This window comes from Methylomonas sp. MS20 (assembly GCF_050275925.1).
In the GTDB taxonomy this organism is placed as follows: Bacteria; Pseudomonadota; Gammaproteobacteria; order Methylococcales; family Methylomonadaceae; genus Methylomonas; species Methylomonas koyamae_A.
Genome location: NZ_CP189962.1, coordinates 4,813,491 through 4,837,912, shown reverse-complemented (window position 1 = coordinate 4,837,912; position 24,422 = coordinate 4,813,491). Strand labels below are relative to the sequence as shown.

At 52.7% G+C, this 24,422-nt stretch carries 24 protein-coding genes and 1 tRNA gene; 17 read left to right on the top strand and 8 right to left on the bottom strand.

Annotation, left to right across the window (positions count from 1 at the left end; all coding sequences use genetic code 11):
• Window positions 1-119: 119 nt before the first annotated feature.
• Entirely contained in the window at window positions 120-1,238 is a 1,119-nt protein-coding gene (locus ACQE3D_RS21505; protein ID WP_313730519.1) for a calcium-binding protein, read from the bottom strand.
• Between the two features lie 484 nt (window positions 1,239-1,722).
• On the opposite strand from ACQE3D_RS21505, the gene ACQE3D_RS21500 reads away from it, so the two are divergent.
• The gene (locus ACQE3D_RS21500) at window positions 1,723-2,067 is read left to right on the top strand and encodes a DUF2782 domain-containing protein (protein WP_064031719.1); all 345 of its coding nucleotides are present in this window, start codon (window positions 1,723-1,725) and stop codon (window positions 2,065-2,067) included.
• Window positions 2,068-2,126: 59 nt separating this feature from the next.
• On the opposite strand, the gene ACQE3D_RS21495 is transcribed toward ACQE3D_RS21500, so the two are convergent.
• Window positions 2,127-2,543 (bottom strand): hypothetical protein, encoded by a 417-nt coding sequence (locus ACQE3D_RS21495; RefSeq protein WP_064031718.1) that lies wholly within the window; start codon window positions 2,541-2,543, stop codon window positions 2,127-2,129.
• 178 nt (window positions 2,544-2,721) lie between these two features.
• Between ACQE3D_RS21495 and ACQE3D_RS21490 the strand changes: the two genes are divergently transcribed.
• Together ACQE3D_RS21490 and ACQE3D_RS21485 are read left to right on the top strand one after the other, a co-directional pair.
• The gene (locus tag ACQE3D_RS21490; protein WP_313730521.1) at window positions 2,722-3,009 is read left to right on the top strand and encodes a hypothetical protein; all 288 of its coding nucleotides are present in this window, start codon (window positions 2,722-2,724) and stop codon (window positions 3,007-3,009) included.
• Window positions 3,010-3,017: 8 nt separating this feature from the next.
• Window positions 3,018-3,743, top strand: a complete 726-nt coding sequence (locus ACQE3D_RS21485) for a pteridine reductase (RefSeq protein WP_313730522.1) — start codon at window positions 3,018-3,020, stop codon at window positions 3,741-3,743.
• A gap of 2 nt (window positions 3,744-3,745) precedes the next feature.
• On the opposite strand, the gene folK is transcribed toward ACQE3D_RS21485, so the two are convergent.
• Window positions 3,746-4,237: a 2-amino-4-hydroxy-6-hydroxymethyldihydropteridine diphosphokinase gene (folK, locus tag ACQE3D_RS21480; RefSeq protein ID WP_313730523.1), complete on the bottom strand. Its 492-nt coding sequence runs from the start codon at window positions 4,235-4,237 to the stop codon at window positions 3,746-3,748.
• 3 nt (window positions 4,238-4,240) lie between these two features.
• Window positions 4,241-4,594 (bottom strand): dihydroneopterin aldolase, encoded by a 354-nt coding sequence (folB, locus tag ACQE3D_RS21475; protein ID WP_064031714.1) that lies wholly within the window; start codon window positions 4,592-4,594, stop codon window positions 4,241-4,243.
• A gap of 89 nt (window positions 4,595-4,683) precedes the next feature.
• Here folB and plsY point away from each other — a divergent pair, with 89 nt between their 5' ends.
• Complete coding sequence (gene plsY / locus ACQE3D_RS21470; RefSeq protein WP_313730524.1) at window positions 4,684-5,256, top strand: glycerol-3-phosphate 1-O-acyltransferase PlsY; 573 nt, start codon at window positions 4,684-4,686, stop codon at window positions 5,254-5,256.
• 10 nt (window positions 5,257-5,266) lie between these two features.
• Here plsY and tsaD read toward each other — a convergent pair whose 3' ends face one another.
• Entirely contained in the window at window positions 5,267-6,277 is a 1,011-nt protein-coding gene (gene tsaD, locus ACQE3D_RS21465) for a tRNA (adenosine(37)-N6)-threonylcarbamoyltransferase complex transferase subunit TsaD (RefSeq protein WP_313730526.1), read from the bottom strand.
• Between the two features lie 102 nt (window positions 6,278-6,379).
• On the opposite strand from tsaD, the gene rpsU reads away from it, so the two are divergent.
• The 7 genes from rpsU to ahcY all read left to right on the top strand — a co-directional run bounded on the left by rpsU (window position 6,380) and on the right by ahcY (window position 13,383).
• Window positions 6,380-6,613, top strand: a complete 234-nt coding sequence (gene rpsU / locus ACQE3D_RS21460) for a 30S ribosomal protein S21 (RefSeq protein ID WP_020483611.1) — start codon at window positions 6,380-6,382, stop codon at window positions 6,611-6,613.
• Window positions 6,614-6,621: 8 nt separating this feature from the next.
• Window positions 6,622-7,071 (top strand): GatB/YqeY domain-containing protein, encoded by a 450-nt coding sequence (locus ACQE3D_RS21455; RefSeq protein WP_313730527.1) that lies wholly within the window; start codon window positions 6,622-6,624, stop codon window positions 7,069-7,071.
• Window positions 7,072-7,088: 17 nt separating this feature from the next.
• Entirely contained in the window at window positions 7,089-8,807 is a 1,719-nt protein-coding gene (gene dnaG, locus ACQE3D_RS21450; protein WP_313730529.1) for a DNA primase, read from the top strand.
• Between the two features lie 148 nt (window positions 8,808-8,955).
• A complete protein-coding gene (rpoD, locus tag ACQE3D_RS21445) occupies window positions 8,956-10,767 on the top strand; it encodes an RNA polymerase sigma factor RpoD (protein ID WP_313730530.1) in 1,812 nt (603 codons plus the stop codon).
• A 5-nt stretch (window positions 10,768-10,772) separates the two neighbouring features.
• A tRNA-Ile gene (locus tag ACQE3D_RS21440) sits at window positions 10,773-10,849 on the top strand.
• A 66-nt stretch (window positions 10,850-10,915) separates the two neighbouring features.
• Complete coding sequence (gene metK, locus ACQE3D_RS21435; protein ID WP_313730531.1) at window positions 10,916-12,076, top strand: methionine adenosyltransferase; 1,161 nt, start codon at window positions 10,916-10,918, stop codon at window positions 12,074-12,076.
• Between the two features lie 14 nt (window positions 12,077-12,090).
• Complete coding sequence (ahcY, locus tag ACQE3D_RS21430; RefSeq protein WP_313730532.1) at window positions 12,091-13,383, top strand: adenosylhomocysteinase; 1,293 nt, start codon at window positions 12,091-12,093, stop codon at window positions 13,381-13,383.
• An 80-nt stretch (window positions 13,384-13,463) separates the two neighbouring features.
• On the opposite strand, the gene ACQE3D_RS21425 is transcribed toward ahcY, so the two are convergent.
• Entirely contained in the window at window positions 13,464-15,449 is a 1,986-nt protein-coding gene (locus tag ACQE3D_RS21425) for a TonB-dependent receptor plug domain-containing protein (protein ID WP_313730533.1), read from the bottom strand.
• Between the two features lie 374 nt (window positions 15,450-15,823).
• Between ACQE3D_RS21425 and ACQE3D_RS21420 the strand changes: the two genes are divergently transcribed.
• The 4 genes from ACQE3D_RS21420 (at window position 15,824) to ACQE3D_RS21405 (ending at window position 19,134) form a co-directional block, all read left to right on the top strand.
• Entirely contained in the window at window positions 15,824-17,128 is a 1,305-nt protein-coding gene (locus ACQE3D_RS21420) for an adenosylmethionine--8-amino-7-oxononanoate transaminase (RefSeq protein WP_409521126.1), read from the top strand.
• On the top strand, window positions 17,128-17,856 hold the full coding sequence (locus tag ACQE3D_RS21415; protein ID WP_313730535.1) for a 16S rRNA (uracil(1498)-N(3))-methyltransferase: 729 nt from the start codon (window positions 17,128-17,130) through the stop codon (window positions 17,854-17,856). The genes ACQE3D_RS21420 and ACQE3D_RS21415 overlap by 1 nt, the downstream gene beginning before the upstream one ends.
• On the top strand, window positions 17,856-18,749 hold the full coding sequence (locus ACQE3D_RS21410; RefSeq protein WP_313730536.1) for a CPBP family intramembrane glutamic endopeptidase: 894 nt from the start codon (window positions 17,856-17,858) through the stop codon (window positions 18,747-18,749). Before ACQE3D_RS21415 ends, ACQE3D_RS21410 begins: the two co-directional genes overlap by 1 nt.
• Before the next feature lie 76 nt (window positions 18,750-18,825).
• Window positions 18,826-19,134, top strand: a complete 309-nt coding sequence (locus ACQE3D_RS21405) for a hypothetical protein (RefSeq protein ID WP_313730537.1) — start codon at window positions 18,826-18,828, stop codon at window positions 19,132-19,134.
• Between the two features lie 22 nt (window positions 19,135-19,156).
• On the opposite strand, the gene ACQE3D_RS21400 is transcribed toward ACQE3D_RS21405, so the two are convergent.
• Window positions 19,157-19,375, bottom strand: coding sequence for a hypothetical protein (locus ACQE3D_RS21400; RefSeq protein WP_139306125.1), 219 nt, complete (start codon window positions 19,373-19,375; stop codon window positions 19,157-19,159).
• Between the two features lie 694 nt (window positions 19,376-20,069).
• On the opposite strand from ACQE3D_RS21400, the gene ACQE3D_RS21395 reads away from it, so the two are divergent.
• Window positions 20,070-20,891, top strand: coding sequence for a lytic transglycosylase domain-containing protein (locus ACQE3D_RS21395; protein ID WP_313730538.1), 822 nt, complete (start codon window positions 20,070-20,072; stop codon window positions 20,889-20,891).
• Between the two features lie 553 nt (window positions 20,892-21,444).
• The gene (locus ACQE3D_RS21390) at window positions 21,445-21,825 is read left to right on the top strand and encodes a hypothetical protein (RefSeq protein ID WP_064031702.1); all 381 of its coding nucleotides are present in this window, start codon (window positions 21,445-21,447) and stop codon (window positions 21,823-21,825) included.
• A gap of 67 nt (window positions 21,826-21,892) precedes the next feature.
• Here ACQE3D_RS21390 and ACQE3D_RS21385 read toward each other — a convergent pair whose 3' ends face one another.
• On the bottom strand, window positions 21,893-24,304 hold the full coding sequence (locus tag ACQE3D_RS21385; protein WP_313730540.1) for a sensor domain-containing protein: 2,412 nt from the start codon (window positions 24,302-24,304) through the stop codon (window positions 21,893-21,895).
• Between the last annotated feature and the right edge of the window lie 118 nt (window positions 24,305-24,422).

Here is a 24,422-nt window from a genome sequence, read left to right as displayed (position 1 = left end):
TGGGGGCAAGGCCGACGCAATCCGACCTGCGCCAATGTAGGCAAAAAATTCGTCAGGCAAAAAAAAGGTGCCGAATGTTCGGCACCTTTCAATGGGGTTTTAATTAGTCGGAAGCGTCATTACAGGCTATCCAAGAAATTTCCCAGGCCGGTCAGACTGATATTTTCGGCGTGCGCATCGCTATCGAAATTACCAATAAAGCGCTCGACATTGCTGATGTCCAAGGTCGTGCCATCGGCCAGAACCACGGTAGCGGTATTGGCCGCGGTGTCGACCGAGCCGCTGGTGATGTGTACGCCGAACAAATCGAGTACGTCTCTACCGGCGCCGCCGTCGATGGTAATCGTGGTCGAGTCGTCGTTGATTTCGCTGGATTGGACGACGATTTTATCGTTGCCGGTACCTGCGTCGACGATATCGCTGCCGTCTCCGACCGTGATCGTGTCTGTGCCGGCGCCGCCAAAGATCGTATCGTTGCCGGTGCCGCTGATGATGCTGTCGTTGCCGTCGCCGCCGATCAATACGTCGTTGCCGCCGCCGCCGGTAATTTTGTCGTTGCCGCTGCCGCCATCCAGATAATTGTTGCCTGAGCTGCCGATTATGCTGTCTTTACCGGTGCCGGAGACGATCGTGTCGTCGCCAAGGCCCGTGACGATGGTATCGTTGCCGGTGCCGGCGGTGATACTGTCGTTTCCGGCGCCGCAGAGGATGCTGTCGTTACCGGTGCCGCTATCGACGGTATCGTCGCCGTCGCCGGCGTCGACGATGTCCTTGCCGTTGCCGCTGACGACGCTGTCCTCGCCGGCGCCGCCTTTAACGGTGTCGCTGCCGGTGCCGCCAATGACGGAGTCGTTACCGTCGCCGCCTTGAACGTTTTGAGCAATGCGGCCGGAATACGTCAGGAAGTCGTCGCCCGCGCCGAATATCACCGAGCCTCTGAACAGGCTGGACAGGTCAAGGGTGACGTTGGTTTGGGTCGAGAAAATCAGCGCGTTCATGTCTCGAATCACCGAGCGGCTTAAGCCGTCCAAGCTGAAGTCGCCGCCGCCTTGAATCCAGACCACGTCCGAGCCGGATGGAATTTGGTCTACGAGACTGGTTTCCGGATCGACAATGACACTCAAGGTGTCGCCACGCTCTCTGTCCAGCGCGGATAAAAACGCTCCGTCGACAAGACCGGAATCTTGCAATTCGGTCAATGCACTGGTGCTCTGGTCGTTATCGTAATTTGAAGACATTCGTTAGCCCCTTGTATTTTCTTAATAATTAGGCTGTCGCATGGCGTGCATTAAATCGCTACTACCGTTAACGGCTTGGCTGGGCCGTGGTTCCGGGAGTGCACTGTCTAACATTCCTAGCGAAACAACTGTGCAGGCAGTATAGATTCGCTTTTTTTTTTTGCAAGGCGATGCCAAATTTTTTTAACGGCCATCGCAAATTCGGTGTCGAATCTGGTTAGCCGAATTTAGGCTGGCGTTAGCGCGAAAGCCGGTGTCAAAGGGCTGAATCGTTTGGTGCGCATACGAAGCGGTGGTTTGGTTAGGCACCCCGGCTTGGGTGGTTTCGCAGATTATATTGCTTTGCGTCCGTTTAGGCGCGCCGAGGTGATTGGCGCGTCGGGCTACGCCGGTCCGTTGATGATTTTTTTGATCAAAGTGCTCCGCGATAAGGCACGGCGAAATGGTTTATCATGATAACTCACCGAAAATTTCAGAGGCTCCAATGCGCCAGCTATTTCGCTTGATCCTTATTTTGTTCGCGTCCGGACTCGTTCTGGCCGAACCAGCGCCGGATGAATTGGCGCCTGTGCCGGAGCCACCCGATTTGCCGATGCCGATTCAGTCGGGTGAAGAAATGGCGCCGGATATTACGATCACCCGCAAGGGCCGGGACATCATTCACGAGTATCGCCGTAACGGCAAATTGGTCATGGTTAAGGTGCAACCCGATGTTGGGCCGCCCTACTACATGCTGGACACCAACGGCGACGGGGAAATGGACGTGAAGAAAAACGATTTGGATAAGAACACCAATGTCAACCAGTGGATCTTATTCGAATGGGATTGACGGCCGGGGTGGTCGATGGCGATTAGGGTGGCTGCCATCGACAATCGCTGAACGCGGTGTTATTCGCTCACTTTTAGCAGCCAGCCGCCTTCCGCATCGCATTTGCCGGCCTTAGCCTTGGCGGTGACCGAAATCCGGACCGCCGCATTTTTCAGATCTACGGGAAGATGACCTTTGACCCAATAAAAGGTGTCTTTGTCCTCGATTTCGACGTCGACCGGTTGTTGCCGGATGCTGACATGGATGTGGCCAGGGCCGTTGCTTCCCGATACCGCGAACGAAAATTCCGCGCCAGGCGCGACCGTTGCCAAATGTTCGGGGTGGTAACGAGTGATTTTTGCCTTGATGCAGTTGTCTCCGCCACCGCCGCCGGCCGAGCCGCCGCCGTGCCCGCCGTGGCTTTCAGTGGATTGCGACCAAGCCTGCTGAGTGATGCCGGTCAGCGCAAGAATGGTGAGTAACTTGGGGATGCGCATGGGTGTTTCCTCATGTTCTTATTGTCAAAGTGTCCAGATTATAAGTCCGAAGCCCGGAAGATTGAAATTCGGGCCTATGGCGCCGATGGGCTTGGCATTGAAGTCCCGGGTGCTTTTGATTACATTGGGCGCGAGTCGGTTGATTTGCGAATTTATAACAATAGTAAGGGGAGGGGGTATGTTGTTTTTGGCGAAGTTGTGCGGCATTTTGACGTTGATTTGGTTTTACATGACCGCGAAAAATCACGGCGGTCCTTTGTTGAACTGGCCGATTATCGGCTTGATTGGTTATTGGCTGACGTGGTGGCTATCCAAAATGCTGATTGTCGTGCCTTTGGCCGGCATGGTGCCTAAGCATTCGGTGGTCGAATTCCTGCTCACCCAATTGCCGGTGTTGTGCTCGTTGGCGGTCTGCTATTTGATTCGAGGCAAGCTGATCGCCAGTTTGTCCGCGGTCGATAAATAACTGTTTCGGTGTCGAAAACTGTTTTAATCACCGGTGCGGCCCGCCGCATCGGTGCTGCTTGCGCCAGTTCCTTGCACGAAGCCGGTTGGAATGTCGTGCTGCATTATTACCGGTCGGAAGCCGCCGCGTTGGAGCTCGCCGGGGCGTTAAACGACGTTCGACCCGATTCGGCCTTCACCGTAAAGGCCGATTTGGCGGAGGCGGATCAGCGCGGCAACCTGATCGAGTTTGTCGCTGATTTGGGTGGTGTCGATGCGTTGGTGAACAATGCTTCGGCGTTTTTACCGACGCCGTTCGGAAGGGTCGCGGAAAGCGATTGGGACGATTTGATGGCGGCTAACCTGAAAGCGCCGTATTTTTTGTGCCAGTCGCTGGCGGCGGGTTTGAGGCGCCGGCGCGGCAGCATCGTCAATATTGCCGATATACATGCCGAAACGGGTTTGCCGGGCTATTCGGTTTACAGTATCGCCAAAGCAGGTCTGGTAGCGATGACGCGCTGTCTGGCCAAGGAGTTGGCGCCGGAGGTCAGGGTGAACGCGGTCGCGCCAGGGGCGATTTTGTGGCCGGAACAAACCGGATCCGAAGCGGCCCAAGCCGAAATTCTTCAGCGGGTGGCGTTAGGTCGGCGTGGCGACCCGGACGATATTGCCGGGGCGGTCCGGTATTTGCTGACCGCGGACTACGTGACCGGTCAGGTTCTGACGGTGGACGGCGGTCGCGGTTTGAATCGTTGAGTTCAGTATTCCGCCGGGCCTAGTTTGGTTTGGCTGGCTAGCGTCTTGTCGAAAGCCTCCCACAGTTCGCCGAAACGGCGGCCGCAGACCGGGTGGGTTTCGTTAGGCGCGATTTCGGCCAGTGGCTCCAGCACGAAGGCGTAGCGTTCGATTTCGTCTCGGGGAATTCGCAGGCGGCCGTCGCTAATTATGTCGCTGCCGTACAAAATCAAATCCAGATCCAAGGTTCGGGCCGAGAACTTTTGGCTGTCGCGGCTGCGGCCGTGATCCAGTTCGATTTGGCGGAGCAGTTTTGCCACCGCTTTAGCCGGAAGGTCGGAGTCGAAGCTGGCGACCAGATTGTAAAAGCTATCGCCGCTGAAGCCGACCGGTTCCGATTCGTAAATGCTCGAGACCGTCAGATCGCCAAACTGGGCTTGCAGCGCCCTTAAGCTGGACGGGATGTGGACTTCCTTGTCGATGTTGCTGCCGATGCTAATGTATCCGGTCGGCATGGTCTATCTCTGGCCTCGTTCTATTACGATGCCGACGTCGCGGGCTCGGCTGATCGCGCCTTTTTTGTTAAGAGTAATGCGTACCCAGGGAATGGGGAATTCGCTGCGCAGTAGTTTGGCGATTTCTTCGATCAGAGTTTCCACCAGAAAGAACTCGCTGTCTTCGACGAAGGCGACAACCCGGTCGGAAACGGTTTTATAGTCCAGGGCATGGGCGATATCGTCGCTGGCGGCGGCGGGGCGGATGTCGAAGCCCATCTCGATATCGAGCACCACTTTTTGCTTGATTTTTCGCTCCCATTCGTAAATGCCGATCAATGTATCGATCTCAAGACCGCCTAAAAAGATGATGTCCATCGTTGCTTTCCGGTTATGATATTTTCTTCAAAGCGGCCAGTATCGAGTATCCGGCCGGCCTACACAAGTATCGAAACGAGGTTGTTTGAATGATGGAATGGTTGCTGGTGCCTTTTGCTTATCTGACCGGGTCGGTATCCAGCGCGATTATAGTTTGCAAATTGATGGGGCTGGCGGACCCGAGGGAGAACGGATCAGGCAATCCCGGTGCGACCAATGTGATGCGGATAGGCGGTAAGAAGGCCGCGGCGATTACGTTGGCCGGCGACGCCTTGAAAGGCTTGATTCCGGTGCTGATCGCCAAGGCGCTCGGCGTAGACACGATGGTGCTGTCGGCTGTGGTGTTCGCGGCGTTTCTCGGTCACTTGTATCCGGTCTTTTTCGGATTCAAGGGTGGAAAAGGGGTGGCCACGTCGCTGGGCGTGACCTTGGGTGTTGCGTGGTTATTGGGGTTGGCGGTTTCAGGTACTTGGTTGTTGGTTTATAAAATCGGTAAGATTTCGTCGTTGTCGGCGCTGGTCGCCGCCATATTGACACCATTCTACGTCTGGTTGATCGTTGGCGACGTATACTTGATTGCCACTTTCGCGCTGATTTCCTCTGTGTTGCTGTGGCGGCATCGCAGCAATATTCAGCGTTTGCTGGCGGGTCGGGAATTCTGATCGCAAACGCTTAGATCGTTAGCAATTCTTCCATCGGCCAGCGCGGCCTGGCGAAAATCTCCAGGTTTTGGTGCTGGCCAGCCAATAGGCGCTGGCAACCCGCGTAAGCGATCATGGCGCCGTTGTCGGTGCAAAACTCCGGCCTTGGAAAATAAATGCGGCAGCCGGTTCGGTCGGTTAGCGTTTGCAATTGAGCTCGAATCGCTTGGTTCGCGCTGACGCCGCCGGCGACGACCAGGGTTTTTAGCCCGGTTTGCTGCAATGCGCGCCGGCATTTGATCTGCAAGGTGTCGGCGACCGCTTGTTGAAAGGCGTAGGCGATGTCGGCTTTATCTTGCTGGGTTTGCTCGGTAGCGGCCAACGCGTTCATCGTGAAAGTTTTTAGGCCGCTAAAACTGAAGTCCAGTCCGGGGCGATCCGTCATCGGTCTTGGAAACTTGAAGCGCTCCCGGCCAAAAGTCGCCAGTTCGGCCAACTTGGGTCCGCCCGGATAAGCTAGGCCCAGCATTTTAGCGGTTTTGTCGAAGGCTTCGCCGGCGGCATCGTCCAGTGACTCGCCCAGCAGCCGGTAGCGGCCTATCCCTTCCACCTCGATTAACAGCGTGTGGCCGCCGGAAATCAACAGAGCGACGAACGGAAACTCCGGCGGTTCCGCCTCCAGCATTGGCGCCAGCAGGTGGCCTTCCATGTGATGAACGGCGATTGCAGGGATTTGCCAGCTCCAGGCCAGGCCGCGGGCTGCGGCGGCACCCACCAGCAAAGCGCCCATCAGGCCGGGGCCGGCTGTATAGGCAATCCCGTTAATCGAGTCAGCTGATAAATTGGCTTCTGCCAATACGCACTTGATCAGCGGCACCAGCTTGCGGATGTGATCTCTGGATGCCAGTTCCGGAACCACGCCGCCGTATTCGCGGTGCGTGGGAATCTGGCTGTGCAAAGTGTGGGCAATCAAGCCTCGATTCGAGTGATAAACGGCGACAGCTGTTTCGTCGCACGAGGTTTCTATCCCTAAGACATACATTAGTTTTTGAAGAAATGGAAATTGTCGGTATAATCGAACGTTTCACATGGGTAGCATGCCCTAGGCTTCAACCAGATACTAACACAATTCGGATTATTGCTAATGCCTTCAGTAAAAGTTAAAGAGAACGAACACTTCGATATCGCGATTCGTCGCTTCAAGCGCGCTTGTGAAAAAGCCGGTGTATTGGCCGAGGTTCGTCGTCGCGAGTTCTACGAAAAACCGACCACCGAGCGTAAACGCAAAGGCGCCGCCGCTGTAAAACGTCATTTGAAAAAGCTGGCTCGCGAGCGTTATGCGCTGAAAAATCTGCGTCGCGGTCGTCCGCAAATTTAAGTCTGGCCATGGATGCTTTAAAGGAGCGTATCAAGGAAGAGATGAAAGCCGCGATGAAAGGCGGCGATAAAGCCAGGTTGGGCGTGATTCGTCTGATTATGGCCGCCATCAAGCAAGTCGAAGTCGACGAGCGGGTTGAGCTGGGCGATGATCGGGTGTTGATCGTGCTCGATAAAATGCTCAAGCAGAGGCGCGAGTCGATTCGGCAATTTCGCGATGCCGGGCGCACCGACTTGGCGGAAATAGAGGAGGCCGAAGTGCTGGTTATCCAGGATTTCTTGCCGCAGCCTTTAAGCGATGACGAAATCGATGCGTTGGTCGCCGGTGCGATAGCCGAAACCGGTGCGGCAACGATAAAGGACATGGGCGCTGTTATGAATGTGCTCAAGCCCAAAATGCAAGGACGTGCCGACATGGCTCAAGTCAGTGCGAGAATCAAGGCTCGGCTGACTGCGTAATCCTTTGCGGCGGTAATATGTCCGGCAGGATACCCCGCCAGTTTATCGACGATTTGTTGGTCAGGGTCGATATTGTCGACCTGATAGACTCCCATGTTCCCCTCAAGAAAACGGGCTCGAATTTTGTAGCCCGTTGTCCGTTTCACACCGAGAAGACTCCCAGTTTTTCAGTTAACCGCAATCGGCAGATTTATCACTGCTTCGGTTGTGGTGCCAGCGGCAACGCCATTAGTTTTTTGATGGATTTCAGTCATCTCGGTTTTGTCGAGGCAGTCGAGGATTTGGCGGCATTTGCCGGTGTCGAGGTGCCGAGGGAGTTTCAGTCGTCCGATGCGACGCAGTCTCGCAATCTTACTTCCGTTTACGAGGTGCTGGAAAAAGTCGCCGGGTTTTACGTCGAGCAGTTGTGCAATAGTCCGGAGGCGGGTCGGGCTGTCGAGTACCTGCGTGCTCGCGGGGTTGGTGACGATGTGGCCAGGACATTCATGCTCGGTTATGCGCCGGATCGCTGGGATGCGTTGCTCGGGCGGCTCCCTCGCGAAGCCTTGATCGAAGCGGGTATGTTGGTCGTTAAGGACGATGGCAAGGCTTATGATCGTTTCCGGGGGCGGTTGATGTTTCCTATTCGCGACAAGCGTAAGCGCGTGATCGGATTCGGCGGACGAGTTTTGGATGACAGTCTGCCTAAATATTTGAATTCGCCGGAAACGTCGGTGTTCTCAAAGGGCAGAGAGTTGTATGGGCTCTGCGAACTGTTAAGCGAGAACGGCAAACCCGAGCGGATTCTTGTGGTCGAGGGCTACATGGATGTGATCGCGCTCACTCAATTCGGTGTGGTGAATTCCGTGGCCGCGTTGGGTACGGCGCTATCCAAGGCGCATGTCGATTTATTATTTCGATATACCTCCGAATTGGTCTTTTGTTTCGACGGCGACAATGCTGGCCGTCAGGCGGCTTGGAAGGGGGTTGAGGCGGCCTTACCGTGCTTGCGGGACGGAAGGCAGATTAAAATTATGTTATTGCCTCAAGGACATGATCCCGATTCGTTGATCAGGGCTGAAAATTTATCCAAATTCATGGAACGAATTGCAACGGCGCGAGTCCTTTCCGACTACTTGTTCGAGAATGTCACCGATGGGCTCGATTTGGCGACCGTCGAAGGTCGTTCGGGGTTGGCGAGCAAGGCGAAGCCTTTGATCGACAAGGTGCAGCCGGGATTTTTCAAAGACATGATGTTGGCTCGGTTGTACCAGTTGTCCGCGGTGGAGCTTGTTGAAAACGCGGCTACACTTAAAACGACGATGCCCAATCCCGTAAGGCGGGGTGGTGGCAAGCAAATGAGCTTGGCGCGCAAGGTGATTGCTTTATTGTTGCAATATCCAAATGTTGCCAAGGCTGCTGAGATTCCGGATGAATCGTTGAATGGGTTGGATTTTCCTGGTGCCGAGTTGCTGCGTGATCTGTTGACGACGATTGCGCTTGAAAAACCCGGAAGCAGCGCCATTTTAATTGAACGGTACCGGAATACTGATCAGGAAAAAATCGTCGGTGCTCTCGGAGTTGTCGATTTGGGTTTGCCGGAGGGCGGTGAAGTTGCCGAGTTCGAGGGGGCGCTGCATCAGCTTGTGAAACAAGGACGGACTCTGTTGTTGAATCGGCTGATCGAAAAGGAGGCCAAAGAGGGCTTGAGTGACGCGGAGAGAGAGCAGCTGCGCGGTTTGTTGCGGGAAGGTTGATTCTCTCTGGAAGCCTAATCGTATGATGCGCTGTAGCGCTTAAAAACGGATCGGGGAGTGGTTTTATAGGGGGTGACCGTGGCAGGCTTTCGAGATATAATTACCGGTTCTGCGGCGCTTGGTGCTGAAAACGTATTGTGAGTGAAGAATGAATCAAGAACAACAGCAATCTCAACTTAAACAGCTGATAGCGAAAGGCAAGGCGCAAGGTTATTTGACCTATGCGGAGGTCAATGACCACCTGCCGAGCGATATCATCGATCCCGAGCAGATCGACGATATTATCGGCATGATCAACGACATGGGCATTCAAGTTTATGAGGTTGCGCCAGACGATGATGATTCGTTGATTGCCTCGGACGCGGTTGTCACCGCGGACGACGACGAGGAAGTGGCCGAGGTTGCGGCATTGGCGTCGGTGGATAGTGAATTTGGTAGAACCACTGATCCGGTACGCCTGTACATGCGCGAAATGGGGTCTGTTGAGCTCTTAACCCGCGAAGAAGAATTAAAAATCGCCAAGCGAATAGAAGAGGGTCAGCGGCAAGTTGTAGGGGCTATCTCCCGCTCCGGCTTTATCGTTGAATCGTTTATCGAGACGTTCGATTCGGTCAAGGACGAAGAGTCTGGTGTGCGATTGGGTGATTTAGTAACCGGTTTCGTTGATTTGTCGGAAATCGAGGCGGAGATCGAAGTCGAGGCTGTCGATATTGACGCGCCGACGGAGGAAGCGGAAGAGGAATCTAAGGTCGTCGATTACGATGAAGTCAAGGAAAAAGTCGATCAGCTCATAAAAGCGCTTAAATCAGTAACCGCTTCGATTAAGAAGCATGGTTACGGGCATGACAAAACCGAGAAACTGTTCGACGCATTGGACGAGATTTTTAGCGAGTTCAAATGGACTCCGCAATATTTGAAAAGAATGGTTTCTATTTCCGAAGAGCTGATCGCTCAAATTCGGGAGGAAGAGAAAGCGGTGCTGGAAGTCTTCGTTAAAAAGGCGAAGGTGCCACGCAAAGACTTTATCAATGCGTTTGCTGAAAATGAAGCCAATATCGCTTGGTTAGATCATTATGTCCAGCAACATCCTGCCTATGCTGGGGTTTTAAACGAGCATCGCGAGTATGTTGTCGCCGTGCAACAAAAACTGGCCGATATCGAGGCTCGGTATGGCTTGAGCATCTCGGTGTTGAAAAATATTTGTCGGAATATCTCGCTCGGCGAGGCTAAAGCTCGGCGCGCAAAAAAGGAAATGATCGAAGCGAACTTGCGGTTGGTGATTTCGATAGCTAAAAAATATACCAATCGTGGCTTGCAATTTCTTGATTTGATTCAAGAAGGCAATATTGGTTTGATGAAGGCCGTCGACAAATTCGAATATCGCCGCGGGTATAAGTTTTCAACGTATGCGACTTGGTGGATACGCCAAGCGATTACTCGTTCTATCGCCGATCAGGCCAGAACGATTCGAATTCCGGTGCATATGATCGAGACCATCAATAAGCTGAATCGGGTTTCGAGACAAATCCTGCAAGAGCTTGGCAGGGAGGCTACTCCGGAGGAGTTGGCGGAGCGGATGGAGATGCCGGAAGATAAAATTCGCAAGGTTCTGAAAATAGCCAAGGAGCCGATTTCGATGGAAACGCCGATCGGCGACGACGAGGATTCGCATTTGGGGGATTTTATCGAGGATTCGAAGATGTTATCTCCGATAGAATCTGCTACAATCGCTGGCCTTCGCGAGTCCACTCAAAACGTATTGGCTGGATTGACGGCAAGGGAAGCGAAAGTGTTGCGTATGCGCTTCGGTATTAATATGAATACCGACCATACATTGGAAGAAGTCGGTAAGCAATTTGACGTTACCCGCGAACGAATCCGGCAGATCGAAGCTAAAGCGCTGAGAAAACTGCGTCACCCATCCCGTTCGGAACAACTTCGCTGTTTCCTTGATGAATAATACCGGGGCCCTTAGCTCAGTTGGTCAGAGCTTCCGACTCATAATCGGCAGGTCGTAGGTTCAAGTCCTACAGGGCCCACCATTGATATCCTAGGCCGTTCTCGCGGCCTTTTCTATGTCCGCCACGTTTATTGCGAGGTCCATCACCGTGAACAAAAGCTATCTCTTTACCTCTGAATCGGTATCGGAAGGTCATCCCGACAAAGTCGCCGACCAAATATCCGATGCCATTGTCGACGCGATTCTGGCCCAAGATCCTAGGGCACGGGTGGCCTGCGAAACACTCGTTAAGACCGGAATGGTTGTGTTGGCCGGCGAGGTGACTACCAGCGCTTGGGTCGACACCGAAGAGTTGGTCAGAAAGGTGGTTTGCGAAATCGGTTACGACCACGGCGATATCGGTTTCGACGGTAACAGCTGCGCGGTATTGAATGCCATTGGCAAGCAGTCCGCCGATATTGCCTTGGGCGTCGACGAATCCGAAAATCATGAACAGGGTGCCGGCGACCAAGGTTTAATGTTTGGTTATGCCAGTAACGAAACCGATGTGCTGATGCCCGCGCCAATTACTTATGCGCACCGGTTGGTGGAACGCCAAGCGCAAGTTCGCAAAAACAAGACCTTGCCTTGGCTGCGTCCGGACGCGAAAAGCCAGGTCACATTCCGCTACGAAAACAATAAGCCGGTGGCGATTGATGCCGTAGTGCTGTCGACTCAGCATTCGCCGGAGGTCGGTGGGAAATTGTTGGAAGAAGCGGTGATGGATGAAATCATCCTGCCAACCTTGCCGAAAGAATGGCTGCATAAAGACACCAAATACTTCATTAACCCGACAGGTCAATTCATCATCGGCGGCCCGGTCGGCGACTGCGGTTTGACCGGTCGGAAAATTATCGTCGATACCTATGGCGGTATGGCTCGTCACGGTGGCGGCGCGTTTTCCGGAAAGGACCCGTCGAAAGTCGACCGATCCGCGGCCTATATGGCGCGTTACGTCGCAAAAAACATCGTCGCGGCCGGTCTTGCCGAGCGTTGCGAGATTCAGGTTTCCTATGCGATCGGCGTTGCCGAGCCAACTTCGATTACGGTCGAAACCTTCGGTACCGGTAAAATTGAAGAATCGCGTTTGGTCCAAATCGTTCGCGAACACTTCGACTTGCGTCCGAAAGGTTTGATCGCCCAATTGGGGTTGTTGAAACCGATTTATCGTCCCACGGCGTCTTACGGTCATTTCGGCCGCAACGAAGCCAGCTTCAGTTGGGAAAAAACCGACAAGGCCGAAGCATTGAAAGATGCGGCCGGCGTTTAATCAAGGAGATTGAAATGACGCAAAACGATTACAAAGTCGCCGATATGGCTCTGGCGGACTGGGGCCGGAAGGAAATTCAAATCGCCGAAACCGAAATGCCGGGTTTGATGGCCCTGCGCGCCGAATATGGCGCGTCGCAACCGTTGAAAGGTGCGCGTATCGCCGGTTGTTTGCACATGACCATCCAAACGGCGGTGCTGATCGAAACCTTGACCGCGCTGGGTGCCGAAATTCGCTGGTCGTCGTGCAACATCTTTTCGACCCAGGACCACGCGGCGGCGGCGATCGCGGCGGCCGGCATTCCGGTGTTTGCTTGGAAAGGCGAAACCGAAGCCGAAGCCGAATGGTGCATCGAACAAACGATTCTGGGACCCAACGGCTGGCGGCCGAACATGATATTGGACGACGGCGGCGACCTCACCAATATGATGCACGACAAGTTTCCCGAGCTGATGGCCGATGTTAAAGGTTTGTCGGAAGAAACCACGACCGGGGTATTGCGGCTGACCGAACGGGTCGCCAAGGGTTCATTAAAGGTGCCGGCGTTCAACGTCAACGATTCGGTGACCAAATCCAAATTCGACAATCTGTACGGCTGCCGCGAATCGCTGGTTGACGGCATCAAGCGCGCGACCGACGTCATGGTGGCGGGTAAAATCGCGGTGGTTTGCGGTTATGGCGATGTCGGTAAGGGTTGCGCGCAATCCTTGCGCGGCTTGGGTGCCACTGTCTTGATTACCGAAATCGACCCGATTTGCGCGTTGCAAGCCGCGATGGAAGGCTACCGGGTGGTGACGATGGATGAGGCTGCCGCCCTGGCCAATATCTTCGTCACCGCGACCGGCAACGTTCACGTGATTACCCATGAACACATGAAGGCGATGCGCGACCAAGCCATCGTCTGCAATATCGGCCACTTCGATTCCGAGATCGATATTGCCTCGTTGCGCCAATATCCCTGGGAAAACATCAAGCCGCAAGTCGATCACGTCATCTTCCCGGACGGTAAGCGCATCATTGTGTTAGCGGAAGGCCGATTGGTAAATTTGGGTTGCGCAACCGGCCACCCGAGTTTCGTGATGTCCAATTCGTTCTGCAACCAGGTTTTGGCGCAAATCGAGCTCTGGAACAACGCCTCGGCCTATGAAAACAAAGTCTATGTGCTGCCTAAAAAGTTGGACGAGAAGGTCGCCAGCCTGCATTTGGCGCAAATCGGCGTGAAATTGACCAAGTTGACCGCAGAGCAGGCAGCTTATATTAACGTCAAGGTGGATGGACCCTACAAGCAGGACCATTACCGTTATTAATAGCGGGATAGTAATAAAAAAGGGGGCGTAGGCCCCCTTTTTTGTGGTCTGATTATTCGGTAGATTCCCGGCGGCGTAGCTCAAAACCGAATTTCGGCTTTTAGGCGAAACTCTCGGCCATTCATTTTCAACACGTTCGCCCGTTGATCGGGGCCGAGCATTTCGTAATGGGAGTCGAATACATTGTATACGCCGAAAGAAATATCCGTTTTTGGGACCAACTTATCCGAGCTCAGATTTAGATTGATCAATTCATAAGCACGGGCGCTGGTTCCCCAGTAAGTTTTACGTTGATCGACGAATATGCTTTCAATCCCCAGGCGCAATCGATCATCGAAGAGAGGCTCGGCGAAATGCAGTTTGAGCAGATTTTGCGGCGAATCGTTGCTCCAGGTTTCGTCGGCGTTGTGGTCCTCTAACCAGCTATAGGTGTAGGAGGCTTTAAACAAACGGCCGTTCCGCCAACGCTTTTCGGATTCGAATTCGGCGCCATAGGCATGATACTTGCCCACATTCATAACGGCGTAATTTCCGTCAATATCGCCAGTTGGAGCAGCCTGTAGCAGGTTGGAGATGTCGTTGAAAAAAAGCGAGCCCAACAGGCGAAGATTGTCATTGGAATGCCATTCAACAGTTGCTTCGTAACTCTTGATTTGTTCTTCGTGCATCTTGGGATTCGGGATGATGCCAAAGGCATTGTAGTCGCGCTCCCAGGCGTTGGGAGCTCGAAATGTCGAGCTATACAAGAGTTTGGCCGAGAGGTTGTCGCTTGCGGTCCAAATCAGACCGAGCCGAGGATTGAGCTGCAAGTTTTTCAACATGTGATGATAGTCCAAGCGTAGGCCGGCGCTGAATATCCAATTCGTATCCAGCTTTATGTCATCTTGAACGAACAGCTCCAGCCGATGACCGTTACGATGGCCGGCTACATAGCTGAAATAAGGATCTTTGTCGTAGTTGATTAGTCGTTGGCGTTGGTCGTACTGATATTCCAGACCGGCAATCAGTTTGTGGATATCAAATGCAGTCGTTGTCAACTGTATTTCGCCGCCAAACCAACGACCGCTGGCTTCGTCGTAATTGATGACGCGGGCGTTTTCCGTTCCGGTAGGTTGATCCGCGTAGTAGTCGTAGCCCTGGAAAAAACCTTTCGCGGAAACAGAACTATTGGTATCGAGCGTTTTTAGATATTTAAGATTCGTGAAGAATTGCTTGTCGTTAGTGAAGTACTGGGGATCGTTGAAAATGGCGTCGTAAGAGGCGGTCGGCACTTGCTTGCCGCGGCTCACATAGCCGCCGCTCAAGGTCCAATTTTGGTAGGCGATTTTGCCGAATAGCCGGTCGGCTTTTTCGGTGTCGAGGTTTTGGGCGATGCCGTTATTCGTTTCTGGCGTATCGTATCCCGGAAAATACAGATTATCGACCCCGGCGCGATCATAATGCGAAGCGGAAAATACCAAATCCGCACCGTTCTCCAAGGTTTTGCCGTAGCTAATTCTGCCCTTGTAAGTGTCGAAACTTTCTATTTGGCCGGATGCTAGCGCACCGTCTATCCCTTTGCCTGTCTTGGTAATGACATTGATCATGCCTAGAAAGGCGTTTGCGCCATAGATAGACGAACCTGAGCCGGGCACGTATTCGATGCGGTCGATCAGCTCCATGTCGAGCATGAATTCCTGGGCGATGTAACCGCCATCGTAGACATTTTCGTTCATGCGTTGGCCGTCGATCATCAACAAGACCCTGGAATTATAATCTCCGCTTCGGGCAAATCCGCGAACTCCTAGATAGGTGTAATTGCGGTCGTTGCTGAGAAAGATGCCGCGTAAGCTATTTAAGGCGTCGGCTAAGGTTCTCCACCCGAACGTCCGGATATCTTCTCCGGTGAGTATCGAAATGGACGTTGGGGCATGGGCGACGGATGAGCCAAGTCTGGATGCCTTGATAACGTGAACATTCAGCAATTGTTCTACTGACAGATCGGTTAGATCCACCGATCCAGGATCGGGAGCCGCTACGGCGAGGCTCGGCAGGATCAGTATTATTCCCGCCAAAGTTCTAAGCATTTGAGCGTCCGCAGCAAAAGGCGAAAACAAACGCGTCGTCGGTCGTAGCAGAATGCGCGGCTGACCGATACTTGTGTAAAATTCCCACTTTCAGGCGATCTATCATGTTTTGTTAAGATGGGCTCGAATGTTCGTCTTGCAGCTGGAGTCTGATGGAATTTTAGTGCAACTGGCCATTTTGAATTGAAGTGTTTCCAATTTGCCGAGTTGCTGGTGCGACCAGCGTTCCTTCCGGGTGGCGAAGATGATCTCCGGACTGAGAAAAATGGCACAATATTGTCGTCAAGTCACCACTCTTCCATTGCGAGATATTGTTGAACAACCGTGCTTTAATCGAACGCGATCTGGCTGTGCTTTGGCATCCGTGTAGCCAGATGAAAGACTATGAATTAAGCGGGGATGAGGCATTGCCGATGATCCCGATCAAGTCTGGTAGCGGCGTCTGGCTGGAGGATTTCAACGGCAACCGCTATTTGGACGCGATCAGTTCCTGGTGGGTCAATCTGTTCGGTCACGCTAATCCAACGATAAACCAAGCCATTAAAGACCAGCTCGATACTCTTGAACACGTGATACTTGGTGGATTTAGCCATCAAGCCGCGATCGAGCTTGCCGAAAAATTAGTGGAAATTACGCCGGCTGGCTTGAATAAGTGTTTCTACGCCGACAGTGGTTCGGCAGCTGTAGAAATTGCGCTTAAAATGAGTTTTCACTACTGGCGTAATCTGGGTAAGACTGAAAAAAACCGCTTCATCACGTTGGAGAACAGTTACCACGGCGAAACGCTTGGTGCTTTAGCGGTAGGCAATGTTGCCTTGTACAAGTCAACCTATGCGCCGCTATTGATGGATGTAATCAGCGTGCCGGGGCCCGATTGCTATTTTCGCGAGCCTGGCGAAAGTTGGCGGGATTACTCAAGTCGCCGCTTCAAGGCGATGGAAGAAGCCTTGGCTGAACACGCCGAATCCGTGAGCGCGGTGATCGTCGAACCTTTGGTGCAATGTGCCGGCAATATGCGTATGTACGATCCGGTGTATTTGAAATTGCTGCGCGACGCTTGTGATCGTTACGAGGTGCATTTGATCGCCGACGAAATTGCGGTCGGTTTCGGACGTACCGGTACTCTCTTCGCCTGCGAGCAGGCCGGTATTAGTCCGGATTTTCTTTGTCTTTCTAAAGGATTGACCGGCGGCTATCTGCCGCTCTCGGCCGTATTGACCACCGATAATGTGTATCGGGCATTTTACGACGAGTATCGAAATCTGAACGCATTCCTACATTCGCATAGTTATACCGGTAATGCCTTGGGTTGTAGGGCCGCCCTCGCGACCATCGGTATTTTTCAACAACAAGACGTTTTGGCGCGCAATAGGCACTTGGCGGCGGTATTGGCGGGGGCGCTGGAACGCTTTCGCGAGCATCCCCAGGTCGGAGAAGTACGTCAAACAGGTCTGATCGCGGCGATAGAATTAGTGAAGGATAAGCGGACGCGAGAGCCGTACCCTTGGCAACAAAGGCGAGGGTTACGGGTTTACCGGCATGCGCTGGCCCAAGGGGTGTTGCTGAGACCGCTTGGAAACGTTATTTATTTCATGCCGCCATACGTGATCAACGAAGCGGAGATTGAGTTGATGGTTGAGGTGGCCTGGCAGGGTGTGCAGCTGGCGGTGCAGGACTAATGAGGGTTTCTCGTCTCTATATTCCCCAGCCGCTACAGGTTGGGGGCAGCGTCCAACTTGACGAGACGCGCGCTCACTATTTGCGTAGCGTGCTGAGACTAAAGCAGGATCACGAAGTTATATTATTCAACGGCTTGGGCGATGAATATTTTTGTCGTTTGGACGAAGTTAGTCGTAAAACGGTTAGTGCAAGAGTAGAAAGCCGTATCGAGCGTAATGTCGAAACGCCGCTAAAGGTAATACTTGGCATTGGGGTGTCGAGGGGCGATCGCATGGATTGGGCGATGCAGAAGGCGGTAGAGCTGGGTGTTGCAAGGCTGACCCCGTTGGTCACCGAGCGTTGCGTAATTAAATTTGACGAGGATAAAAAGCAACAGCGTCAAGCTCACTGGCGGGGCATCATTCAACATGCGGCCGAACAGTCGGGCCGAACCATTCTGCCGGAATTGGCGGACTTAGCCGACTTGCCTAAGTGGGCGTCGGAACAAACCGGGTTGCGCCTATTTCTCGATCCGTATGCTGATTTCAGTTTGGCCGATTTGAGGCCGGAGGGTGAAACCGTGACCTTGCTATCCGGTCCGGAGGGTGGGTTTTCCGAGGCGGAGCGGGAATCTGCCAAATCGGCTGGCTTTATCCCTGTCAAGTTGGGAGGGCGGATCTTGCGTACCGAAACCGCGGTCCTAGCGGCATTGGCCGCAGTGCAGGCCTTGTGGGGGGATTTTCGTTAATGCGGACCGCGATTGCGTTGCTGGCGCCGCTAGCTTTGTTACTATTATTGGCCGTTGTCGCCGGGTTTATCGGTTACGGCGTTCTGCTGCTGGTGGGTGATGTCCTGCCGCTCGCGAAGTTAGTTAGTAAGATTACATTGGTGCTGCTGTTGCTAAGTGTATGGCCGTTGAAGCACTATTTGCGGCTGGATTGGTCGAATTTTGGCTTCGCATCGCGCGAAGTGTTTTTTCGGCAGATGGGTTGGGGGTTCTTACTGGGTTTGGCGAGCCTATTGCCCGTGTTAATCGTACTTTACGGACTAGGGGTGCATGTCTGGGACGACAGTCGGGTTTGGAGTGTCAACAAAGTTGCTGAAAAACTCGGTTTGGGGTTGTTTTTCTCGTTATTGATTGGTGTCGGTGAGGAGTTATTATTCCGCGGGTTGTTACTGACGGCGTTGCGGCGCGTCTTGCCACTCTCGATTGCGGTCGTACTGAGTTCGCTGTATTACGCCGCCCTGCATTTCTTAAAAAGTACATCTCTGATTCCGTATGCCGAACTAACACCTTTTTCAGGTATGAAACTGCTTGGAGAAGCGTTCGGCAGTTGGTTGAACCCCGACATCTTGACCGCGCTCATCGCTCTATTGGTTGTCGGTTGTTTTATGGCGACCATCAGGTTGCGTTGGACGGAATCGCTGGGGCTTTGTGTTGGTTGCCATGCGGCTTGGGTTTGGCAGATAAAAGTCTTTAGGGATTTTTTTAACGTTAATTTGCAGTCGAAGCTACTGTATTTAGTGAATACCTATTATGACGGAGTCATCGGGCCTTTGGTTAGCGTTTGGTTGTTGTTGGCGCTGGCTGGTATCCGATTTTGGCTTAGTTGGGGTAAGTCGAGCCCACTAGAGGTGTAGTCGCCTTTGCAGCGGTCGTTTTCTGGTGGCGATAATTTTTATTAAGTTGTTCTTAGGTAAAAAAGAGGAAATTCAGATGCGCAAATTCGCACCGTTATTCGTAACTCCTGCTATTTTCCTGACGGCCGCTACGTTGAGCGGGTGCGCTGGCGAACCTGCGAAGCCAGCCCGGGAAAAAATTCTATCGGGCGATCAAATGCTACGTGATAGTCAAGGAATTGCACAGTTGGGTAGCCGTTGGCAGGAGGGTAAGCAAATGGTCGAGCGTGCCGAGATCATTCAACGCGATGCTCAGGGCAAGCTGGAAGAGGCGCGTCGCATGATGGAAGAGGGCCAGAAAATCATGCGCGAAAGCGAAGAGGGTTACAAAAATTTGAAGCAGTGATAACCGAGCACCCCGACACTGGTCAACCGGTCGCTTCTTTGCTTTGAGAGTGGAATGGCGGGACTGGTTTCAAAAATTGTTTAAGTTTTTGATCGGTTTTAGCGCCAAAATCAGTAAACTCAAAATGTATGCTGTTACATAGTGCGCATAAGCGGCTATTTTCCAAAAACGGTAGATCCGAAATACTGATCTCGTCTCCACAGCGGGAGCACAACATAGGGTGCATTGCGGTTTTTTTCATAGATCCTCCTTGCCGACAAGCGTTTGAGGATACTGCGGATAACGAATAATATCTGTTGCTAATTCAACATTTTCTCGTAGTCTTTTCTTCGGTATTGTGAATTATCCAGAAGTTCTCAAAGTATTGCACAAATTTTCCGCAATTTGAAAAAGGGTCGAGTCTTGGTCATGCGCGATATTTGTTACGCTCGCGGCGTGCGATACGCATGCCTATCCGTGGCGCGCTTGAATATCGACCGGTTTTTAATATCGGTATAGCTGACGCGAAAACGTTTATCGAATTTTGCATAAAAAAATTGACCACTTTTTAATCCAATCTTCACGAACTTTCGAAATAAGCGCTATTATTCCTTGAAATTCCAAGAATCCCAGGGTGCGGCCATTTTTGGCTGGAGTGCCTCGGTTGCGCAATTGTCAATTTCGAAATTTCCATGAGCCGATTTCAGTCACATCTAGTCTCAATGTTGATGATGTTCGCACTGTTAAGTGCGTGCAGCAGTCCTTCGGTCAAAAAAGAAAAATTGGCCGGCTTTAAGCCTTACAGTGTACAGCAACAACCGCAGTCGCAGCGGCACTTGCCGCAACGCCCGTCGCTTCAACCAGAATTTTATGTTGGGATTTTCCCAAAGCCTGCGGAGTTGGAGCCGGCAGTCGGCTTTTGGCGAAATACCTATGCGGTATGGTCGCGATCGCAGGTGGCGTTTCATGATGATAGGTATCTGGACATTGTCTATGAAGTGATGACTTTGCCCGGCTATGTCGGTGAAGGTTTAACCAGCGAGCAAAAAGACTTGATCAGCCAACGCCGCGAATATTGGAAATCTCAGCTGTCAGGTCTGGAAACCAAACTGCGCTATAACGCGGCATTAAGTAATCACGACAGGGATTTGATCGCTCGCTTGGAAAGTACCGGGAAGCCGCTGACTACGATATTGGCCGGCTCATCCGAGCGTTTGCGCTCGCAGCGCGGAACTCGGGAGCGCTTCAAAAGAGGGATGGAAATCAGCGGTCGCTACGATTTGCAATTCCGCAAAGTGTTTCGCGATGCTGGTTTGCCCGAGGATCTGGCTTATTTACCGCATGTTGAATCGTCGTTTCAGCCGGCGGCGAAGTCCTCCGCCGGAGCGGTCGGCATGTGGCAGTTTACCAAGGCTGCCGCAAAAACCTTTATGCCAGGTGGCGACCGTTTCGACCAACGTCTGGATCCTTTTGCCTCTGCGGCCGGTGCGGCGCGTTACCTGAGTTACGCCTACGCTAAGCTCGGCGATTGGCCGGCTGCGGTTACCTCGTACAATCACGGTATCGGCGGTATGAAACGCGCTCAAAATCAGGCGGGTCGTGATTTCGTTCGGATAGTGGAAAGCTATGACGGTCCTGCGTTCGGTTTCGCGTCCAGAAACTATTATGCACAGTTTCTGGCGGCTCGTGAAATTGCCAACAATTCGTTAGCGTATTTTCCGGAAGGCATTCAATACGAAAGCCCAGCATTGCCCGGACAATACGTGGCGGCCGAATAAGAGCTAACAATCAGGAAAACTGGCGGCTTATTTCTCAATATTCGTCGGAGCCGATTTGTCGCTTGCCGTTTTAGCGTGAGTTTGACTGGTGGATGGTGGGGGAGCTCGCGTCGCTCTTGAAGTGTCGGCGCGAGCGGACCGTCGGAACTATCGTTGCAATCGTGAACATTAAAAGATCAGCGTCGATTTTCGCTGGGCAGTTGCATTCCCGTGATGTATTTTGCAGGTTGTTCTTGGTATCGCCCAAGGTAGGTATGTCTTGGGTGTCCGCTCCAAATATCGATGACCTCGTCTATTAATATCGAGTCGCTTTCTATTGGTCATTCCGATTTAATTTCTAAGTGAAATTTCTTGCAATTTGAATGGCTATTCGAGGGGGATTTTCTGATTATTAAACCCTGTATTAATAAGGTTATTGCTTGTCATTTTTCTGTTTTAACGGTGTTGCTTTGATCTGTGATAGCATGCCGGTGCATTTGAATATGCACTAATAAATGGGTGGTAATAACATAGATTTATTAGGGAAATTTAAACAATTAAGACAGGAAACCTAATGATTAATCCGATTAAAAAAACTTTGGCGGCTTTGTGCTTGATGGCTGCGACAATTTCCGTTCCGGCATTTGCAAACAGCGCGGGCGATGCCAAAGTTCGTGCCGCCGCTGAAGGCACGGTAGCGAAAGTCGAAGAAGCCGTTAGTTTGGTGGAAAAGGGCGCCGATAAAGCCGAAGTCCTGAAAGCGCTGAGCGATGTGCGTCAATTGCAAAAGGAATTCCGCTACGAGCAGACCGAACGCTTGCGCCAAAAAGCCGGTGATCGTCTGAAAACCGCTCGCGAGCAATTGGAAAACGGCGACGCGGAAGGTCCTGCGAGCTTGAAAGCCACGCTGGAAATCTATAAGGAAATGTTGAAAGTCTATAACGCCGCGCACTAAGTTCGTCACGGTTTAGCCGGCTGGCCCATGCGCTAGTCGGCCGCTCCGGTTCTTGTTCTCAACCTTTTTAGGTTTGTTCGGAAAATCGGCTTTCGAACAAATCCGCCGGTAACGGTTTCGCAAAGAAAAAGCCTTGGCCGAAGTCGCAGTCTGCGTTTTTGAGCAATTGCCGCTGGGCTTCCGATTCTATGCCTTCCGCGATGACGCGAATGCCAAGCTTGTGGGCCATCAGGATGATGGCTTCGCATAGTGCCAAGTTCGCGGGATCGGCGGAAAGATTGTTAACGCATTCCTGATCGATTTTTAAATAATCAATATCGTATTTTTTTAAATAAGACAACGACGAATACCCGGTACCGAAATCGTCCAACGAGATTTGAATGCCGGCGTCGCGAAATGAGGACAACTGGTCCTGAAAGCGGTTGCCACTTTCCAGTAGCACGCCTTCGGTGATTTCGACGACGATGTGTTGGCCGGACAATTGCAGTTGAGTCAACTTTTCGAGCCACGCTTGGTGGTTTTCGCGTTCGTTGCGAAATTGCACCGAGGATTTGTTGATACTGATTTGAAAGTCGTCGTGTATCGAGAGTCGCCATTTGCGAGCTTGTTGCGCGGCTTGTTCGAAGAGCCAGTTGCCTATTGTGTTGATCAGACCGGTTTCTTCGGCTATGGGAATGAACTCGGCCGGGCCGATCAGGCCGCGTTGGGGATGGTGCCAGCGAATCAGCGCTTCGGCCTTGCATACCCGATTGCTGCTCAGTTCGACAATGGGTTGGTAGTAAACAGTCAATTGCCGGGTGGACAGCGCCGAGCGCAAGTCCTTGCTCAGGCCAAGTCGATGCCGCGCGGCTTCCTGCATGGCAGGGATGAAAAAACAATATTGATTGCGACCGCGATTTTTGGCCACATACATGGCTTGGTCGGCGTGTTTTAGCAGCGATTTGATATCTCTAGCGTCATCCGGGTAGAAGGCGATACCGATGCTGGTGGAAATGTGGGCAACGTCCGCGCCTAACTCGAAGCGCTCCGCCATTTTTTCCAATATCGCACCCGCAATCCGTTCCACGTTACAAGGTTCGCCGACTTCTCTTAGGATCACCGTGAACTCGTCGCCACCCAATCTGGCAACCGTGTCGGAGTCTCGGACGCACAGACGTATACGCTGGGCGGCGGTTTGCAGAAGTTTGTCGCCCATGTCGTGTCCCAGCGTGTCGTTGACTTCCTTGAACAGATCCAGATCGATGAAGAACAAAGCCAGCCGGGTTTTATCCCGGCCGGCTTTTTTGATTTCCTGCTCCAAGCGGTCGTGAAACATGCGCCGGTTTGGCAATTGGGTCAGCGGGTCGATATTGGCCTGCTGCCAGATCAGGTTCTCGGCCTGTTTTTTTTCAGTGATGTCCGCGAACAGTGCTACTAATCGAAATATCTGCCCCGCCGAATCCTTGATGGCGTTGACCGTCAGCCATTTTGCGTATCTGTCCCCGGATTGGGTCCTATCCCAAACTTCGCCTTGCCAAAAACCGGATTTGCGAACGCTCTGCCACATCGCTTTGCGGTGATCTTCGGTATTGATAAGATCGATGGATTGGCCCTCGATCTCCTCGCGGCAATGGCCGGTAATCTGGGTAAAAGCCGGGTTGACCGCGATAATACGTCCCTCTGCGTCAGCCAGTAGCATGGCTTCGCTACTGTTTTGGTAAATTAACGCGGCTTGCTGCAAGACTTCTTCGATACGCTTGCGTTCGCTGATATTCCGGGCTATCGCCAGGTTGTAACCGGTGTTGGCGTATTCGAAGAAGTTGGCCACGACTTCGACCGGAAACAGTCGGCCATCCTTGGTTTGATGTAGGGTCTCTAAAGTTAGCGAACCCGATGCCTTGAGCGCTTGCCAATGAGTTCGCCAAATCGTGTCGGTATGCGCGGGGTCGATGTCTTCAACCCGCATGCCTCGCAATTGTTCGCGACTGTAGCCTAATTCCAAGCAAGCGTGGCGGTTGGCGTAGATAATCCTGGCATCATTGTCGATCAAATAAGCAGCGTCGCGCATCTGATCCATGCCGAAGCTCAATTGCGCCAACGGCGTTTCCGAGGCCTTGCGTTCGGTAATGTCGCGAAAATGCCAAATTTGCCCAACCGCGATGCCATCGCGATATTCGGTCGTCTGGTGGCGTTCGATGATCCGACCGTCGCTTAACAATAGTTCGTCGTAAGCGTGTCGTTCCGGATCGCGGCGTACCTCAAACCAGCGGGTTTCCGCATCGTCTTGCAAATCCGTGCCGTTCAGGATCCGGCGGAGCGGCGCGGATTGGGTGTCCGCGTTGAGCAACTCCCGGTCAATCTGCCACATACGGGCGAACTCGGTGTTGTATTGCATGACGCGACCGGCCGCGTCGACAACCAGAATGGCATCGGTGGTGGCGTCCAACGTCGCTTTCAGCAGCGATAGGGAGTGTTCGAGCTTGGATCTGGTGTGGGCCATGTCAGCGCTTTGGTATAGGTCGATTTCGGCTAGCCGAGCCCTGTGAGAGACTGCTACGTATCGATCTTAACAATAAACCTCGCGGGCTGATAGTGTCGATTGCCAAAGCCGCATCGCA